Source organism: Providencia manganoxydans, from assembly GCF_016618195.1.
In the GTDB taxonomy this organism is placed as follows: Bacteria; Pseudomonadota; Gammaproteobacteria; order Enterobacterales; family Enterobacteriaceae; genus Providencia; species Providencia manganoxydans.
Genome location: NZ_CP067099.1, coordinates 1339435 through 1357271 on the forward strand (window position 1 = coordinate 1339435; position 17837 = coordinate 1357271).

Annotated in this window: 16 protein-coding genes, 1 tRNA gene and 1 pseudogene; 11 read left to right on the forward strand and 7 right to left on the reverse strand. The window is 37.7% G+C overall.

Going from position 1 to position 17837, the window contains the following annotated elements; all coding sequences use genetic code 11:
- The first annotated feature begins 72 nt into the window (after positions 1-72).
- The 3 genes from cysS to JI723_RS05800 all read left to right on the forward strand — a co-directional run bounded on the left by cysS (position 73) and on the right by JI723_RS05800 (position 3593).
- On the forward strand, positions 73-1461 hold the full coding sequence (gene cysS, locus JI723_RS05790; protein ID WP_070925136.1) for a cysteine--tRNA ligase: 1389 nt from the start codon (positions 73-75) through the stop codon (positions 1459-1461).
- A gap of 183 nt (positions 1462-1644) precedes the next feature.
- Positions 1645-2646, forward strand: a complete 1002-nt coding sequence (locus JI723_RS05795) for a protein-tyrosine phosphatase family protein (protein ID WP_319066292.1) — start codon at positions 1645-1647, stop codon at positions 2644-2646.
- 173 nt (positions 2647-2819) lie between these two features.
- The gene (locus JI723_RS05800; protein ID WP_337979841.1) at positions 2820-3593 is read left to right on the forward strand and encodes a hypothetical protein; all 774 of its coding nucleotides are present in this window, start codon (positions 2820-2822) and stop codon (positions 3591-3593) included.
- A 78-nt stretch (positions 3594-3671) separates the two neighbouring features.
- On the opposite strand, the gene fruA is transcribed toward JI723_RS05800, so the two are convergent.
- The 5 genes from fruA to folD all read right to left on the reverse strand — a co-directional run bounded on the left by fruA (position 3672) and on the right by folD (position 8950).
- On the reverse strand, positions 3672-5366 hold the full coding sequence (gene fruA, locus JI723_RS05805) for a PTS fructose transporter subunit IIBC (protein WP_319066290.1): 1695 nt from the start codon (positions 5364-5366) through the stop codon (positions 3672-3674).
- Between the two features lie 11 nt (positions 5367-5377).
- Positions 5378-6322, reverse strand: a complete 945-nt coding sequence (fruK, locus tag JI723_RS05810; RefSeq protein WP_140181695.1) for a 1-phosphofructokinase — start codon at positions 6320-6322, stop codon at positions 5378-5380.
- Positions 6319-7464, reverse strand: a complete 1146-nt coding sequence (gene fruB / locus JI723_RS05815; protein WP_272580188.1) for a fused PTS fructose transporter subunit IIA/HPr protein — start codon at positions 7462-7464, stop codon at positions 6319-6321. Before fruB ends, fruK begins: the two co-directional genes overlap by 4 nt.
- 398 nt (positions 7465-7862) lie before the next feature.
- A complete protein-coding gene (ybcJ, locus tag JI723_RS05820) occupies positions 7863-8075 on the reverse strand; it encodes a ribosome-associated protein YbcJ (RefSeq protein ID WP_070925132.1) in 213 nt (70 codons plus the stop codon).
- Positions 8076-8092: 17 nt separating this feature from the next.
- Entirely contained in the window at positions 8093-8950 is an 858-nt protein-coding gene (folD, locus tag JI723_RS05825; protein WP_319066287.1) for a bifunctional methylenetetrahydrofolate dehydrogenase/methenyltetrahydrofolate cyclohydrolase FolD, read from the reverse strand.
- A 189-nt stretch (positions 8951-9139) separates the two neighbouring features.
- Here folD and JI723_RS05830 point away from each other — a divergent pair.
- A tRNA-Arg gene (locus JI723_RS05830) sits at positions 9140-9216 on the forward strand.
- Here the strand turns inward: JI723_RS05830 and JI723_RS05835 are convergent.
- A pseudogene (locus JI723_RS05835) lies at positions 9187-9358 on the reverse strand (hypothetical protein); the annotation flags it as partial. The gene JI723_RS05830 and the pseudogene JI723_RS05835 sit on opposite strands and share 30 nt — an antisense overlap.
- Positions 9359-9448: 90 nt before the next feature.
- Positions 9449-9772: a hypothetical protein gene (locus tag JI723_RS05840; protein WP_272580186.1), complete on the reverse strand. Its 324-nt coding sequence runs from the start codon at positions 9770-9772 to the stop codon at positions 9449-9451.
- 985 nt (positions 9773-10757) lie between these two features.
- Here JI723_RS05840 and JI723_RS05845 point away from each other — a divergent pair.
- The 7 genes from JI723_RS05845 (at position 10758) to JI723_RS05870 (ending at position 17823) form a co-directional block, all read left to right on the forward strand.
- Positions 10758-11585: a sulfite exporter TauE/SafE family protein gene (locus JI723_RS05845; RefSeq protein ID WP_319066286.1), complete on the forward strand. Its 828-nt coding sequence runs from the start codon at positions 10758-10760 to the stop codon at positions 11583-11585.
- Between the two features lie 350 nt (positions 11586-11935).
- Positions 11936-12271 carry a metalloregulator ArsR/SmtB family transcription factor gene (locus tag JI723_RS05850; RefSeq protein WP_036968128.1) on the forward strand — a complete coding sequence of 112 codons (336 nt, stop codon included), beginning with the start codon at positions 11936-11938 and terminating at the stop codon, positions 12269-12271.
- Positions 12272-12318: 47 nt separating this feature from the next.
- Entirely contained in the window at positions 12319-12381 is a 63-nt protein-coding gene (locus JI723_RS19895) for an arsenic metallochaperone ArsD family protein (RefSeq protein WP_369097338.1), read from the forward strand.
- 187 nt (positions 12382-12568) lie between these two features.
- The gene (locus JI723_RS05855) at positions 12569-13858 is read left to right on the forward strand and encodes an arsenic transporter (protein WP_272580184.1); all 1290 of its coding nucleotides are present in this window, start codon (positions 12569-12571) and stop codon (positions 13856-13858) included.
- 10 nt (positions 13859-13868) lie between these two features.
- Positions 13869-14294, forward strand: coding sequence for a glutaredoxin-dependent arsenate reductase (gene arsC, locus JI723_RS05860; RefSeq protein WP_272580183.1), 426 nt, complete (start codon positions 13869-13871; stop codon positions 14292-14294).
- 1042 nt (positions 14295-15336) lie between these two features.
- Positions 15337-16185, forward strand: a complete 849-nt coding sequence (locus tag JI723_RS05865; RefSeq protein ID WP_070925125.1) for an efflux RND transporter periplasmic adaptor subunit — start codon at positions 15337-15339, stop codon at positions 16183-16185.
- Between the two features lie 3 nt (positions 16186-16188).
- Positions 16189-17823 (forward strand): FUSC family protein, encoded by a 1635-nt coding sequence (locus JI723_RS05870; RefSeq protein ID WP_272580182.1) that lies wholly within the window; start codon positions 16189-16191, stop codon positions 17821-17823.
- Positions 17824-17837 lie beyond the last annotated feature (14 nt).

A 17837-nucleotide genomic window follows, 5' to 3' on the forward strand; every position in this document is an offset into this window, starting at 1 on the left:
ATAATTATAGCTATAATGCGCTCAAACGAGCGATGCTCTAAAACACACGTACAGATAACATGGAATAATCAGATGCTACAGATTTTTAATACACTGAGCCGTCAAAAAGAAGAATTTAAGCCTATTCACTCAGGAAAAATTGGGATGTACGTGTGTGGCATTACCATTTACGACTTGTGTCATATTGGTCATGGGCGTACGTTTGTGGCATTCGATGCTATCAGCCGTTACCTGCGTTATTTAGGCTATGATTTAAACTATGTGCGTAACGTGACTGATATTGACGATAAAATCATCAAACGTGCAGCAGAAAATGGTGAATCTGTTGAAGAACTGACGACCCGTATGTTGGCTGAAATGCATAAAGATTTTGATGCATTAAATATCTTACGTCCTGATAGCGAGCCACGTGCAACACAGCATATTAAAGAAATTATTGAAATCACCGAGTTGCTGATCCAACGTGGTCATGCTTATGTGGCAGATAATGGCGATGTTATGTTTGAAGTTAAAACCGATGAAAACTACGGTTTGCTATCACGCCAAGATCTGGAACAGCTGCAAGCAGGCGCTCGTGTTGAAGTCGCTGATATTAAACGCAATCCAATGGACTTTGTGTTGTGGAAAATGTCGAAAGAGGGGGAGCCTAGCTGGGAGTCACCTTGGGGCCTAGGCCGTCCGGGTTGGCATATCGAATGTTCGGCGATGAACAGCAAAGCTTTAGGCAACCATTTTGATATTCATGGTGGCGGTTCTGATCTGATGTTCCCACATCATGAAAATGAAATCGCGCAATCGTCATGTGCGCATGATGGTCCATATGTCAATTACTGGATGCATTCAGGCATGGTGATGGTTGATCGCGAAAAAATGTCTAAATCGCTGAACAACTTCTTTACTATCCGTGATGTACTGGAATATTACGATGCGGAAACGGTGCGTTATTTCTTATTATCCGGTCATTATCGTAGCCAATTGAATTATACAGAAGAAAACTTAAAGCAGGCACGTACTGCCCTTGAACGTTTATATACAGCGTTACGGGGTACTGATAAATCAGTTGCTGCTGCTGGCGGGGAAGTCTTTAAACAGCGTTTCGAAGAAGCAATGAATGACGACTTTAATACCCCAGAAGCCTATTCGGTATTGTTTGATATGGCGCGTGAAATTAACCGACTGAAATCAGAAAATAGGGTTGCTGCTGATGAGTTAGCAGCAGAACTGCGTAAACTGGCTAATGTACTGGGACTATTGGAACAAGATCCTGAAGCCTTCTTGCAAGGTAATGCACAAAGTGAAGGCGATGAAGAAGTGGCTAAAATCGAAGCGCTGATTAAGCAACGTAATGATGCACGCCAAAGCAAGCAATGGGCCTTAGCGGATGCAGCTCGTGATGAGCTGACAGCAATGGGGATCGTGTTAGAAGATGGTGCTCAAGGGACTGTCTGGCGTCGTAAGTAAGCGCTTATATTAAAAAAAATTAGCCCGTTGATAGTATTTGACACTGTCAGCGGGTTTTTTTATTGGTATTGGCTAAATTTGCAAGCGAATTAACCTTGTTTAATAAATAATCTTATTAACAGAAGCGTAACAGGAGGTGCTTTTGGACGTTCGATTACTTTATTTTTCAAACAAGGATTGTCTATGTTACCGATTTCACATACATCGCCTATCGCTGTTACTTCATGTTCCCCTAATCAGTTAAGCACTAAACCTGATTTATCCGACTCGGCATCATTTATAAATCAAATCTCAGAGATAAAAAACACCCCGACATCTCCCCAAAATACAAAACCAGAAATGCCTATTTCGGGTTCTCTTAGGCAAAGAAAGCTGGGAACGGGGGAGTTAAAGCTAAATTTTTTAAAGACTTCAAAAGTTGCTACTGACCAAGTGTCATCAGACTTTGAAAAACTAAAAGTGAATCTAGAGAATAATTACACTCGTGTTGACTCAAGCCGCTATCCTGAAGTGACAAATGCGAATAAAACCCAAGTGTCTTTTACGGATGAAAAAACTAAGGAAACGGTAGGTTTAGCTGCAAATTATTTGCAAATTGCGGGAAAGAATATCGCTATTCGTACTCAATATCCTAAAGATAAAACGTCAGCCATAGAACAACATTTAAAAATGCTGATGGAAGAAAAACCGAGTGTGCTAGTGGTCATTGCTTCTCAAAATGATATTGATGGGGCAAATCTGCAAAGTAATCCAGAAAAAAGGTTTCCACTCTATTTCAATCATGATGCTAGCTATGGTTCTATTGACGTAAAATCAGAGAGTGGTGATACGTTGAAGTATGCTGATCAAGTGAATGCTGATAGCTATCAATTGACACTGATTAAAGCTAATCAAACGCTAACACTCCCCGTCATTCATATAACCAATTGGAATGACAGAACGACCATTTCAGCAGAGGCACTTCGAACATTAGCCATTAAGATTAATAGTAAAGGGGAAATGCCTGTTATCCATTGCCTTTCAGGATCAGGGCGTACTGGGGCTATTGCGGCAGCGATGCAATTAACTCAACCAGACAATCAATATTCAGCTTATCAAGTCGTTGAATCGTTACGTAATACCGGAACACCACATATGGTGCAAACGGAAGAACAGTATCGAACATTAACAGAGCTGGAAGGATAAAATCATTTTATATTATAGTCTATTTGAATGGATTAAATGATTTGAGTTATACAACTAATTGATATTATGGCTAAATTTGAAAGCATTAAATTTAGCCATAATTAATAATGAGGATAAATAATATGTAATACTAATTAGTAGATTACCTTTTTCAAGGTAAAAAAGGGGATAATATGCTCAACACTACACCAAACAAATTGAATTTAGATAATTTTAAAGAATTGGAACAAACATTATCTAATAATTTAAAAACAGCGAAGAGTGTTCAATGCACGAAAGAACAATCAAATGGCATCGCTGAAGCAGGAAGTAGCCGCTTTACAGATAATATTCAAAGCACAAAAAATGTGTCTGATACGGCACCTTCTCGATTGCAAAGGTTTTTCACGGCAGTCAAAAAAACTTTTGCTCCTCTAATTAATTTGATTATCAAAGTTGACTCAGATCAAAAAGCAAAAACTGCAGATCATACAACTGAGCTAGCTACTGCTAATTTTTTTTCTAGATATGTAGATAATACATCGCCAAAATTATCGCCATCATCGGTGTCATCACCAAGTAATGATATTGAATGTATTGATAGTGATTATGATTGGTTATGGCAATATCAGTCTCGGCCGTTGGCAACTCCTTTCGAATCCTTATCGAAGGTAACTGAAACTCAGACGAAAAACTTAGGTGAAAAACAAGACGATAACGTTATTTATTCAGAGCATAATAAAGAGATGAAAAAAACTGCAGTATCAGATTACTCAAACAAGATTAGTACTAGCAAAGGAGATTGGGGGGTTAATGCGGATAAAGAGGATACCCCACCATCTATCCAAGAAAAAATGGCAGAATCCTATCAAATACCTAGAGAATATATGCAAGGTGCTTACATAGACAAAAGCTCTGGTATTGAGGAGCCAATTTTTGGCTATTTAAAACAAGGTAAGTCAAACTAAGCTTGAATTGGTATGAATACATAAAAACTCCCCCATGTAGGGGGAGAAAAAATACAAGTATTCCAATTTATACCAACATCAAATAAGACTTGCCATTTCTTGTTGCGCCTCTTGTGAGCTCGCTTTCTTGAGAATGGCATACAGGACACCAGACACTAGCGTACCAATCACGATAGCCAGTAAATACGTTAATACATGATTTATCGCGCCAGGGATCAACAATACAAATAAACCTCCGTGTGGCGCCATTAATTGGATACCAAAGTACATTGATAACGCACCAGTGATTGCACCACCAATAATACAGGTCGGTAATACACGGATAGGATCTTTAGCGGCAAATGGAATTGCCCCCTCTGAAATAAAACATAAACCAAGTACAAAAGAGGCTTTACCCGCTTCACGCTCCGCTGGAACAAATTTGTGTCTTGCCAGCAAGGTTGCAACACCCATTGCTAATGGGGGAACCATTCCCGCCGCCATAATCGCAGCCATCGGTGCGTAGGTTTGTGAACTTAATAGCCCGACCCCAAATGCATATGCAGCTTTATTAACAGGTCCTCCCATATCGGTACACATCATCGCACCAAGGATCGCACCTAAAATTACCGCATTAGTCGTTCCCATGGTGTTCAGCCAATTAGTCAACCAATCCATTAACCAAGCTACGGGATGACCAATCACATAGATCATCGCTAATCCTGTAAACAAGGTTGATATTAGCGGTACAATTAAGATTGGTTTCAGTGCTTCCATTGTTTGCGGTAATTTCAATCGCGTACTTATAAAGTGGGCGCTATAACCCGCAAGGAAACCCGAAATGATCCCGCCTAAAAAACCGGCACCTAAAGTGGTAGCCAGTACACCACCTACTAAGCCCGGTGTTAAACCTGTGCGATCGGCGATGGAATAGGCGATATAACCAGACAAAACGGGAACCATTAGGGCTAGAGCTGTTTGTCCACCGATTAAACTAAGCGCCCAAGCTAATGAGCCTTCAACACTGGAAGCGTCTAAGCCAAATGCAAAAGATAAAGCAGTACATAGACCACCAGCCACGACCATCGGCAGCATGTAAGAAACACCGGTTAATAAGTGGCGATAAACGCCTCTTTTTTCACCTTTATTACCAGTTTGCGCTGTTGATTTGCCACCTTTAGGAGTAAATAGCGTGGCTTCTGCTTGGGCTTTATCAAGCTCTTGAGCGGTTTTCTTCAAGGCTGCACTGGTCGACGTACGATACATGCGTTTTCCCGCAAATTTATCGACGTTGACCTCAATATCTGCTGCAACAATCACTAAATCTGCTTTAGCAATTTCTTCTTCAGTAATTTCGTTACCGACTCCGACGGAACCACGGGTTTCAACTTTGATGTTCCAACCGCGCTTTTTCGCCTCAGCTTCCAGCGCTTCAGCTGACATATAAGTATGCGCAACTCCAGTTGGGCAAGCTGTAACAGCAAGAACAGAAAAAGGTGCTGAAGTATCAGCTACAGGTTGTGCTGCTTGATATAGTGTGGCCTGTTGTTTTGCATGTTGTAGACATTGACTTGGATTTTGTACCGCATTTTCGATGGTATCGAAATAGACCTTTTTACCTGTTAAATCATAATGTTCAAGGATATTATTACCAACAACAATAACCATATCTGCTGTCGATAGATCTTCAGTCACAGTCAGCTCTTGAGCGGTCGCTGTACTTGTTAATGCGTCAATTGCTAGCCAAGCCGCAGCAGGATCCTGTTGACGATTTGCTATGATGAATAGTTTCATGGTGTCCTTCCTTACTCAGGCTTGAAAGGTTGTAGATCAACACGCGCCATCATACGTGCAAGCTGTTCACGATCAGTGATACCTACATTCGGTTGTGATACGGCAAGCGCAGATACAGCGGTTGCAAGTCGTAGAGTATGCTCACTGGTTTGACTCATCATCAGGCCATAGATCAAACCTCCGACCATAGAGTCTCCTGCGCCAACCGTACTGATTACCTCACATTGTGGTGGTTTAGCAAACCAAGCACCGGATGAATTCACCCACATAGCCCCTTCGGCCCCTAAAGAAATGACCACATGTGCGATACCTTGTGCACGAAGCTGATTGGCAGCGTCAACAATATCTTTACGGGTTGGTAATGATCTACCCGCCCAAATTTCTAGTTCACGATGATTAGGTTTGACTAACCAAGGAGCGGCTTTTAAACCTGCGACAAAAGCTTCACGGCTGCTATCAAAAATCACGCACATGCATTCATTACGTAATCGCATCATCCATTTAGTGAACTCTTCTAATGCCACTCCTTTAGGTAAGCTGCCACTAACACAAATCATATCGAATTGCCCAGCCCAACTTAGTGAATCAGCAACAAAGCGTTGCCAATCAGCTTTGGTGACTTCAAAGCCAGAAAAGTTAAAGTCAGTCACTTCTCCTGTTTTTTCAGTGAGCTTGACGTTGATACGAGTTCGCCCGTCAACCACTTGGAAGCGGTTGGCAATACCCGTTTCGCTAAAAACTTTTTGAAAACCATCTTGGTTTTCTTTTCCTAGAAAACCGCCGACAGTGACATCAATACCAAGGTTTTTAAGGACTTTAGCGACATTGATACCTTTACCTGCGGCGTGTAGGCCAGCAGTTTTTACTAAGTTCACCTCACCTTTATCAATTTCAGGCAATAGGCCAACTAAGTCGTAGGCTGGATTTAAGGTAATTGTGGCGACTCTACGGCTCATGCTACCTCCTCACCAAGCCCATCATTAATAGCTTGAGCAATAGCTGACATCGCTTCAGCGGCATCACTCCCTTGTGCATTGATGCGCAGGCGATGGCCTTTTTTAGCGCCTAAACTCACCATTTTCATTAAACTGCGTCCATTTACAGGTGTTGCTGAACCATCAAGGTTAGCCACGGTAACATTGCTTGCGAATTTTTTAATTGTGCTGACTAATATCGTACTTGGGCGTGTATGCAGCCCGTGTGGATTACGAACGACAAATTCTTCAGTAATACCTTCAGCTGTCTCAGTTTCAGGCTGATTACGGCCTGCTAATAAAGAAGCAAGTGCATCAGCGTCAGTCACTTGCAGCAGGGTTTCAATTTGTTGATGCTGAAGTATTTGATTCAGATTAGAAAGAAACAGTGCGACTTGGTCATCTGCATATGAGAGAGTGATTAGCATTTTAACAGGGTGTTCTTGGTAGCTCAGCGCTGATTGAGTTGTCGCTAAAGTGACAGCACTGCACAGATTTCCTACAGGGCTATCACTTAACCAAACACCTTGCCCAAGGTAATGTGGCGTTTGAGTCAAAACATGAGAGATAAATTCGGCATCGATGGCCTGATTATCTTGTAAATGAGCTAAATTCAAGACTTGTAATGAATTCAAACTATGGGCTTCTGCGTTTAATGTCACCATGTTGCCATTAAATAGGAGGGGCTGAATAGTTTTCTCACCCATTAAAAGGCTACGTAACAGTTCAGCTGAATCGGCCTTTGCCATCGCATCTGCAATGGTTTCATCACTGATGACATGTGTGAGTTGGCGTAGTAGTGCAAGATGTTCGTTAGAGTGTGCCGCAATACCAATAACAATATAGGCTACTTGCTCATCACCCCAATCAATACCTTTAGGAAATTGGAATACGGCAACCCCAGTTTTAATCACTTGATCACGGGTATCTGTTGTGCCGTGAGGGATTGCAATACCATTGCCAAGGAAAGTCGGTGCTTGGTGTTCTCTTGCGAGCATTCCAAGTACATAACCTTCTTTAACATAACCAGCTTCAGCCAGTGCTGTGGCGACTTGCTGAATAGCTTCCTCTTTACTATTCGCCGTCGCCGCAAGATGTATATCTTGTACTGACAGGTTAAACATAGTATCTCCTCATTGCTATAATGTAAGAATCGATTCAGCTAAAAAGTGGATGATTGTTGTGAGTTTGACTTAAGGTTGACTTGTTATCGTTATCATTGTAGCTGAATCGTTTCTATTTGTTTAATTAATCTACTCTAGTTTATCTTTGAATGACTAATGAATTAATGAGTAAATGTGATCGAAATCTAATTTTTACGCTTAAAATGTCATTTGGCTGAAGTTTGCTGAAGGGGGGCCATTTCAGCTATAGGTAAAAGTACGTCAGAGATACATGGAATGGATGGAAGGTATTAATGATGTTGGTTTAGATTTAAAGCACAAAAAGGAGGGGATTTACATGCAGAGCGATGAGTGAGTAAAAGAAAAGTAGCTGATATTAATATCAGCTACTTTTGTATTTATTCTTGAACTTTAATTTTTTGGTTACCCATAGAAACGATTTTTCCAGCGGGGATCTTGCAACGCTTACGAGTCTCAATGATGCCATCAACTTGAACTAAACCATCTGCGATCATTGCCTTAGCCATCGCTCCACTTTCTGCCCAACCTTCAATTTTGAGCAAGTCACACAGTTCAATATGTGGGTGGCCTTCAAGTTTGAAAATTTCCATTACTGCTCCTGATTAACTTAAATATCGTGATATTCTTCGCACGCTTGTAGCGTATTTTGGATAAGTGTGGCGACCGTCATTGGACCAACACCACCCGGAACAGGGGTGATCCAAGAAGCATGTTTTGAGGCTTCATTGAAGTCAACATCACCAGTGACTTTACCATTTTCAAGGCGGTTAATACCGACATCAATGACGATGGCACCTGGTTTGACCCAGTCACCAGGAATAAAATTAGGTTTACCTACAGCGACCACTAACAAATCTGCATTACGGACATGTTGTTCGAGATCTTTAGTGAAACGATGAGTGACGGTTGTGGTGCAACCTGCAAGAAGTAACTCAAGGCTCATTGGTCGACCAACAATGTTTGATGCACCAATAATAACGGCATTCAGCCCATAAGTATTGATACCATAGCGATCTAAGAGTGTGACAATTCCTCGTGGTGTACAAGGGCGCAGGCGTGGAGCACGTTGACATAAGCGGCCAACATTGTATGGATGGAAGCCATCCACATCTTTGTCTGGGTGAATACGCTCGATGACTTTGACATTATCGATGCCAGCAGGAAGCGGTAATTGGACTAAGATACCATCAATTTCAGTGTCTTGGTTTAAATCGTCGATCAGTTTAAGAAGCTCTGCTTCGGTTGTTGTATCAGGCAAATCATAAGAGCGAGATAGGAAACCAACTTCTTCACAGGCACGGCGTTTGCTGCCTACATAAATTTGAGAAGCGGGGTTTGCACCGACTAAAATAACAGCCAGACCGGGAGCACGTTTACCTTGATCTAGACGTTGTTGTACTTTTTGGGCAACTTCTTGCCGAATTGTCTGCGCAATCGTTTTCCCATCAATAATTTTTGCTAACATCTGTAACTTAATCCATATATGAGGCTTTGGGGATATAGCTATTTTGTCAGAAGTTAGCACTAATGTCAGTCCCATCTGTAACATAAAATGAGCAGATAGTAATTTTAGTAGAGAAAAGCCATTGACTCAGCGCGTAGCAACCGTATAATTCAACGCCATCAGCCAGATAGGTTGAAGCATTTCCCTAATGCGCCCTTAGCTCAGCTGGATAGAGCAACGGCCTTCTAAGCCGTAGGTCACAGGTTCGAACCCTGTAGGGCGTACCATTTGAAATCAATATGTTGCGCCAGTTTTAATCCTGCTTGATTTCCTCCTTGTGTCGTTATCATCAAATATTACATCAATTTGCCTTGCGTGCTCACTTAAATGATTGGGCGCTAAATGAGCGTATCGCCTTACCATTACTACTTTGATAATGCCATGGTGCTACTATCAATACCTGAAGCTAGCTATTGGATGTACATCAAAGACTGACCACTCCCAACAATACCAGAGGCTTTAAAGTGTTGCGGATAAAAAAATAAAAAATAGATAACCGTTAAATCCAATATGTAAAATAATAAAAGCACTGGAAATTATATATTTTATCGATAATTTTTGTGTTAAGTGATAAATAAATCCAGATAAAACACAAGCACCTAAAATAACTTTTAAAAGGTATGAGGCTAGTATTGAATATAAAAGAGATTCGCCGGGATGAGTGATAAACCTAATTGGAATTGTTTTAAATAGAGTGCTAATTAAGAATTGAGTAATAAACCAAAAGATAGCAACATTTAAAAGAGGATATTGACCTGTCACAAGTTTTTTAAATGGATTCATATGAAGTTATCATGATTAAGTGTGAAAATGAAAAATACTATAAATTAACATCTAACGCAAATATTAGAACAGTGGAGCTAACAGTGAGTGATAAATTTGAGTTAATATGATTGAGTTAATGACGCAAGATATATGGAAATTTTTTTATTAGTAGGGTGCATAATGTCATTATTTTTTGTAATTTCATGTGGTTGCTATGGGGATGGGTTGCTTAAAAAGGGAGTCATAATATTGCGAATCGAGCTCGTAAATGATGAAGATTTAATCTATTATAGAAACAAAAGCTCTAAGCCATCTGGAAAACTTTAATTTTCATGGAACTGCTATCATTACATATTCCTGCTTAATATTAATAATGAAAATATTAATTGATAAATTAATAAACAAAAAGAAGACATCTACCTTCAAAAATCCAATCTCAAAGGCATTATCAATATTCTTTCAAAAGTAACAAAAGCCGGAAAGCGTTACCGAATCAAAATCATCGAATGGCTAATGGATAAATGGAAGCTTGAGCGACTAAAAGTTAACAAGCCTCATTAATATCATATCTTAATTAATCCTCTTTGGTGGTTTTGTAAACCTAATCAAAGTAATACAGCCGCTCCTTGGCGTGATTGATGGGAGATATGTTTGATGATCTTTCTTAGTATCATCAGACATATTTTCTGAAGGACGTCAATCGTTCTGGCTGGAAATATAAGTTCGCCATAAGAGCCAAAGGTCTAATCAAAATATTTTTAACGTGGCATTTAGTGAGAAAATGAGTTTATAAGTTGATTTAACGATTGATATGTTATTTAACTCATTGAATTAATTTAATTTCTGGTTTTTTGAATATTTTGGGGTAAATATGAAGTGCATGAGAAAATTTATTTTTATTTCAATGACGCCATAATGAAAGTAATATTATCAACTTGTGTTTCTATATAACATGTATTAATTGTATCTATATTTTTATTTCAATATAGCATAAGGAATAGTTATGGAGATGTTGCTCATTTTCTTATTAATAGGGTGTGTTACTGGGGTTTTAGCTGGTTTGCTTGGTATAGGCGGCGGAACAATCATAGTACCTATTATTATATACACAGTGACACAGCAAGGCATGCCTTATGAATTGACAATGAAAATAGCCTTAGCTACCTCATTCTCTGTTATCATTTTTTCTACTGCATCTTCTGCCTATTCTCACAGCAAGCATAAAGCCATTCTTTGGAATGAATTCCCATATCTATCTGTTGGTACCATTATTGGGGTATTTTTAGGCTCTTATTTCGTTCATAAAACTTCGGATATTATCTTACAGGTTATTTTTTGTCTTTTTATGGGATATACCATTTATACTTTATTATTTTCGAAAAAAAATGAAGCTGACCGAATCGAAAATGTAGATGATCCTGTTATAACAAAACCTTGGCTATCCGGTGGTGGAGTATTTATCGGGTTTATTTCCAGTTTTATCGGTATTGCAGGCGGAGCTATTACAGTGCCTCTTCTGAGTACATGGGGATTTAATACTCGAAAATGTATAGCGACATCTTCAATGCTGGGTGTTGTTTTAGCAACAATTGGGGCTATATCAGGGATTATTTATGGTTGGAATAAAACGGAAATCACAGATTACTATCTAGGTTTTATTTATCTCCCAGCGTTTGTTGGTATTGGTATAACCAGTGTTTTATTTGCTCCACTTGGTGTGAAATTTTCCTATAAACTTCCGGTTAAAGTGATCCGTCAAATATTTGCGGTATTTTTAATCTTAGTTGTGAGTAAAATGATCCATCTGATTATATCTTCTGGTTCAATCTAATTCAGATTATCATTATTGAGTAGGGTTTTGAGGGAGTTATTTCATCATTTAATTTTATCAGTGCTCTGATATTGCAGAAAGTGAATGTCTTTTTATATTAAAATTCAGAGAATTAACTAATTTTAGTGTTTTGTCACTCGGTTGATATTTATATTTTGATGTACCAACATAATTGCTGATTCTAAAATTATGTGTATTTGAATTTGTTCGAATTGTCACTCGATGATAACTGAAACTATGATGCTTATATTGCGCTAATCTTAATTAAGATTTTTTATATGTCAATGCATGTGTTTTGACGTATATGTTTATTGAGTGTACTCTTAGGCTATAGATAGTAAGGAGCATGTATGGAACCATTACAACTGTTTAAAATTTTAGGGGATCAAACCAGACTCGATATCGTATTGCTTTTGAAAGCATCTGGTGAGCTGTGTGTTTGTGATATCTATACGGCCTTAAATTTATCGCAACCAAAGACATCTCGACACTTAGCAATGTTAAGAGAGTCTGGTCTTTTGCTCGACTCAAAACATGGTAAATGGGTTCATTATCGATTATCTCCAGCATTACTACCGTGGGTGAAAAGTATCATTGATGTCACCTATGCCACAGAGAAAAATAGAGTGGCAGATTTACTCAAAAGCTTAGAGACAAAAGAGTCTGCGAGTAGTTGTTCCGCATAAAATTTTTTAAATTAACATATATGGAAAAACATATGTAAGGTTGGGTTATGAAAAAACTAAAAGTATTTGATCCTGTATTATGCTGTAGCACAGGTGTTTGTGGAGCGTAAGTCACTCCTGCATTAGTAGACCTCACAAGAGAGCCCGACAGGTTAAAAAATAAGTTAATGCAAGAGCCTATACATTTTTTTATAACAAAAAAGTGGGGGTATCCTTGAAATCTCAAGAGCCGATTCATTTGCATTATTGATTTTAAAACAAGAAAGGGTGTAAAAGCACCTTTTAAACGAGGTAGTTATGTTTATTGCCGCATTAATTTTTATTTTAACGATCACCTTTGTTATTTGGCAGCCCAAAGGACTGGGTATTGGCTGGAGTGCTACAGCAGGGGCTGTATTGGCACTGATCTTTGGTGTGATCAGTTTTCAAGATATTCCGATTGTTTGGAACATTGTTTGGAATGCCACTGCGACATTTGTTGCAGTAATTATCATTAGCTTACTTTTAGATGAAAGTGGTTTCTTTGAATGGGCTGCATTACATGTTGGCAAGTGGGGCGGTGGTAAAGGAAAGCTGTTATTCAGTTATATCGTGCTACTTGGTGCAACGGTGGCGGCCTTATTTGCTAACGATGGTGCAGCATTGATATTAACGCCCATTGTGATTGCGATGTTATTGGCACTTGGTTTCAACAAAGGCACCACATTAGCATTTGTTATGGCTGCTGGGTTTATTGCAGATACGGCGAGCTTGCCGCTGATTGTTTCGAACCTCGTGAATATCGTTTCTGCGGACTTCTTTAATATTGGATTTACGGAATATGCATCAATTATGGTGCCAGTAGATATTGCTGCAATTATCGCAACACTCGTGATGCTGCATTGGTTTTTCCGCAAAGATATTCCTAAACAATATGATGTTACCAAACTGAGTGAACCGACTTTAGCCATTAAGGACATGACAACGTTTAAAGCTGGTTGGCTGGTATTGGTACTGCTACTTATTGGTTTCTTTGTCTTAGAACCATTAGGTATTCCAGTGAGTGCAATTGCAGCTATTGGTGCCTTAATTCTTTGGGTGATTGCAGCCAGAGGCCATACGATTAATACCAGAAAAGTGTTACGTGGCGCACCTTGGCAAATCGTTATTTTCTCTTTAGGGATGTACTTGGTGGTTTATGGTTTAAGAAATGCAGGGTTAACCGATTATCTTTCTGAAACGCTCAGTTACCTTGCAGACAAAGGACTATGGGTTGCCACTCTAGGAACGGGATTTATTACCGCATTTTTATCATCCATAATGAACAATATGCCAACGGTATTAATTGGCGCGTTATCTATTGAAGGAAGTGAAGCGACAGGGTTAATTCAACAAGCGATGGTTTATGCCAATGTGATTGGTGCCGATTTGGGTCCAAAAATCACACCAATAGGTAGTTTGGCTACATTGCTGTGGCTGCATGTTTTATCGCAAAAAAACATGACCATTACATGGGGATATTATTTCAAAACAGGGATTATCATGACTATCCCTGTGCTGATTGTCACACTCGTTACTTTAGTACTTCGACTTTCACTGTTAAATTAAAGGTAACCCCATGAATGAGATCACTATCTACCATAACCCCAATTGTGGCACTTCGCGTAATGCCCTTGCAATGATCCGCAATAGTGGTATTGAGCCAACGATTATCCATTACCTAGAAACGCCGCCGAGTAAAAATGTTTTAGTACAACTCATTGCGGATATGAACATCACGGTAAGGGAGCTATTACGAAAAAATGTTGAGCCGTATGAGCAATTAAATTTAGAACAAGATAACCATACAGATGAGCAACTCATTGATTTTATGTTGCAGTACCCGATATTGATTAATCGACCAATTGTCGTCACTCCGCTAGGGGTAAAGTTGTGTCGGCCTTCTGAGGTGGTGCTAGATATACTTCCTAATCAGCAACAAAGTGAATTTATCAAAGAAGATGGTGAGGTTATTGTTGATAAGCAAGGGAGAAGAGTAAAGTAAATGGCTCTTTAAAATCATAGCTCTTGGTTAATGTTTATCCGTGACAGGCCAGTTTTAATTAAACTGGCTACTTGAATTATAGGGTATAATTCAATACTGATATGCTTAATGGCTGAGTTATATGTACAAATTATCTCGTTGAGTCTGAGTTGATGTCTTAGGTTTCTAAAAACAAGTACCCTAATTTATTGTGTATAGCATGTTTTATTGTAAGTTAAATTCTGTGTTTTGTGGAAAAAATTGTTGGTGTATTTATTGATATAAAATTATACAAACACAAATTTAAGCTTCTTTTTTCTCATTTAATGTAATAAAAATTAATATAATAAGAGCTGAATGCCCCCATGGCATAAGCTTTAATGTATACATAAGATACATCATTATTACTCATTTTTGTTGTATTTTCATTTGGTTATGTAAGAAGTAAGTATCTATTGTAGCATATTTCATCGTATTCGATTTGGCTGGATTGTTGTTTCAATAGTCCAGATTTAATTAAAAAAACTCATTAGGTTACTTGTTGCAATGTTCATGCTTAAGGTAAATTTATTTATTAGTACAATAATGAGTTGTAATTTATTTTGGTGCTTAATTCTATCAAGTTAACTTTTGATGCTCTCAAATTGTACATTGTTATTTGTTGGTAATATAATCAACTAAATTGGCTGATCCTCTTATGTAGTAGAGTAGAGATAAAAAATTGTAAAATTTTACAGTTTATATGATTAAACCAATTGTTTAAATTTATTGCTTATATTAAAAATATACTGCGATGTGCATTTACTACTATAATGATTAATATCGTTAAATATCTCTTGATAATGGGATAGCGTATGGAAGATTTAATTCTAGGGGGTACGGTTTTTATACCCGGGATTGCTTTGGTGTTTTTTTTAGGTTTCTTTTCATGGTTATTAATTAGAGTAGTTTACGCAAACTTAGTGAGCAAATATGAATATGCAGGAAGCTTATTCGACATTTCTATGCTGTTTCTCTGCATTTTGGTCATGCATTTCATTCTTAATTCATGGTTGGTAATATAATGAATATAAAGAAATATTTATTAATTGTGATATCTGTATTCATCATTGTTTCGTCTATATATTTATTATGGAACCATTATGCATTAAGCCCATGGACTCGGGATGGTAGAGTAAGAGCTGAAATCAACCAAGTGACAGCAGAGGTTTCAGGGAAAGTTGAGCAATTGATGATCATCGATAACCAAGAAGTCAAACAAGGTGAATTATTACTTGTCGTTGATCCTACTGACTATGAAATCAAACTACGTCAATCTGAATTAGAACTTAATGATTTAGTGGTTCAATACAATTTTGCCAAGAACCAATTAGCAAGGCGTACTAAACTAAGTCAGGTTGCGATATCTAAGGAAGAGCTAGATGATGCAAAGTCGCGCCAAGAAAGCTTAGCCAAAAAAATTGAATTAGCAAAGGTGAAGATTGAAAAAGCTAAACTTGACCTATCAAGAACACAAATTCATTCACCAGTAAATGGCTTTATTACTAATTTGAATTTGCGTACAGGGAATTATATTAATGCAGGCTCCCCTCTATTTGCGATCGTTGATAAAGATTCTTTCTATGTGATTGCTTATTTAGAAGAAACTAAAATGGCCAATGTTGTTGTTGGTGATAATGCAAATATAAAGTTGTACGGCAACAATCATGAATTAAAAGGCAAAGTACAAAGCATTGGTCGAGCAATTGACGATAACAACTCTACGACAGGAAGCCAGCTACTTGAAAATATACAACCTAACTACCCATGGGTCCGATTAGCACAAAGAGTACCAATTAAAATATCATTAAATGATACTCAAGGAGTAACCCTTATACCGGGTACGACTTGCACTGTATTTATTGAAGACTAAGTGATGAAACTAAACTGGATATTTGCAGTTAAATATATGCTAGCTATTCTATTGGCTTGGTATATTTCTTCATATTTTGGTTTTGATAAGCCTTACTGGTCAATGATGACTGTCGCAATCATTGGCTACCCTGATCCATCATTAAGTTTGGCTAAAATGGCGGCACGCCTTGTAGGAAGTGTTATTGGTGTTATCGTAGTAACATTAATCGCTAACATTAGTCTCAGTGATCACTGGTTGTTTACCTCTTTGATTATTATTTGGTTGTCAGTTTGCTTATTTATGGCGTTAACTTCTCGCTATATGATGCCTTATATGTTTTCGCTATCAGGGTATACTTCTGCGATCATTGCCTTCGGTACATCAGTCTATCCATTGCCAATGACAATATTTAATTTGTCTCAAGAAAGGCTAATGGAGGTTATGATAGGCATCATTATTTACACATTTATTAGTTATGCCTTACCAAATAGGTCTAATGTGCCACAAACAGTTCTATTGAACAGGAAAATAAGTACGGATAGAAAAAATGTGTTATCAAGTGTATTCAAAGGAAATTATGATAATACAATGAAAAACCTATCTGTTATCATTGCAGATAGTATAGCCTATGATGAAGTGAGTAAATATGAAAGTCATTTTTTATCTTTTAAAAAGGCACACAGTAAGGCATTAAAATTACCAATATTGGTCACTATATCTATTATTGGTTTAGTCGATCGCGCATTTTTACGCTATGAAAAATATAATCAATTATTAAGCTTGAAGAAAGAGATTAGTCGTCCCTCTACCTTTCAGTCTTATGCATTTTTTGATTGGAAAGATGCTTTTTTAAATACGTTAAGACTAGTTGTAAGTTTAGTGATTAGTGTTATGTTCTGGCTTAATACTGGTTGGGAGTATGGTTATATTTTACCTGTATTAGTGAGTATTTCTTTTACCTTTGGGATTACTATTCCCAATGCTAATAAGCTTGCTTTTATTGTATTTATTGTTGCTCTGTTAGTGATCGCGTTTAGCTATGTATTGAAATTTTTCTTTTTAATACAGGCATCAAGTTTTATGCAAGCGGCCTTGATTATGATCCCTATCTTTATCCTTTTTGGTGTCTTGAAAACGGTAGGTAAGTTAGCATTTTTGATTTCACATATTATGTGTATTTCTTTAATATTTCTAATTAATTTTACTAATCCAATGAGTTTTGATTTTGTTTTTTTTGCTAATACTGCTATAGCGCTTATTTTTTCTATCATTATAGTGATTTTGATGTTGTATATCATACCATTGAGTAGTGCACAGCAGATAGAAACACGTAAAGTTAATTTTATTTTACAGAAAATAAATACATTACCGTTAAATGAGTTAGTTCTCATAAAAATTCGTAATACTTTGCTAATGAATGTAAATTCATTATATGAACATAAAAATATTAACCAGTTTTACGTGTTAATTGCATTGATTAGTTTATATGAATTATCAGAATCATATCAGGTAAGAGAACTGATGGTCAGCATTATTAATGCGGTATCAATAGGAGATGATAAAGATAATATATTGAAATCTCTTAATGGTACTGAAACAATTTATTCAGATTCTAATGTAAAGTATGCCAAAGATATTATTGGCTTTTTGTTATAATCATAAATATAAGA

Excerpts from the sequence above, each read along its gene's own strand:
- JI723_RS05845 (WP_319066286.1), top strand. The coding sequence starts at position 10,758 with ATGGAGATGTTGCTCATTTTCTTATTAATAGGGTGTGTTACTGGGGTT.
- folD (WP_319066287.1), bottom strand. The coding sequence starts at position 8,950 with ATGTTAGCAAAAATTATTGATGGGAAAACGATTGCGCAGACAATTCGG.
- ybcJ (WP_070925132.1), bottom strand. The coding sequence starts at position 8,075 with ATGGAAATTTTCAAACTTGAAGGCCACCCACATATTGAACTGTGTGAC.
- JI723_RS05800 (WP_337979841.1), top strand. The coding sequence starts at position 2,820 with ATGCTCAACACTACACCAAACAAATTGAATTTAGATAATTTTAAAGAA.
- fruK (WP_140181695.1), bottom strand. The coding sequence starts at position 6,322 with ATGAGCCGTAGAGTCGCCACAATTACCTTAAATCCAGCCTACGACTTA.
- fruA (WP_319066290.1), bottom strand. The coding sequence starts at position 5,366 with ATGAAACTATTCATCATAGCAAATCGTCAACAGGATCCTGCTGCGGCT.
- fruB (WP_272580188.1), bottom strand. The coding sequence starts at position 7,464 with ATGTTTAACCTGTCAGTACAAGATATACATCTTGCGGCGACGGCGAAT.
- cysS (WP_070925136.1), top strand. The coding sequence starts at position 73 with ATGCTACAGATTTTTAATACACTGAGCCGTCAAAAAGAAGAATTTAAG.
- JI723_RS05795 (WP_319066292.1), top strand. The coding sequence starts at position 1,645 with ATGTTACCGATTTCACATACATCGCCTATCGCTGTTACTTCATGTTCC.
- JI723_RS05840 (WP_272580186.1), bottom strand. The coding sequence starts at position 9,772 with ATGAATCCATTTAAAAAACTTGTGACAGGTCAATATCCTCTTTTAAAT.
- JI723_RS05865 (WP_070925125.1), top strand. The coding sequence starts at position 15,337 with ATGAATATAAAGAAATATTTATTAATTGTGATATCTGTATTCATCATT.
- JI723_RS05850 (WP_036968128.1), top strand. The coding sequence starts at position 11,936 with ATGGAACCATTACAACTGTTTAAAATTTTAGGGGATCAAACCAGACTC.
- JI723_RS05855 (WP_272580184.1), top strand. The coding sequence starts at position 12,569 with ATGTTTATTGCCGCATTAATTTTTATTTTAACGATCACCTTTGTTATT.
- arsC (WP_272580183.1), top strand. The coding sequence starts at position 13,869 with ATGAATGAGATCACTATCTACCATAACCCCAATTGTGGCACTTCGCGT.
- JI723_RS05870 (WP_272580182.1), top strand. The coding sequence starts at position 16,189 with ATGAAACTAAACTGGATATTTGCAGTTAAATATATGCTAGCTATTCTA.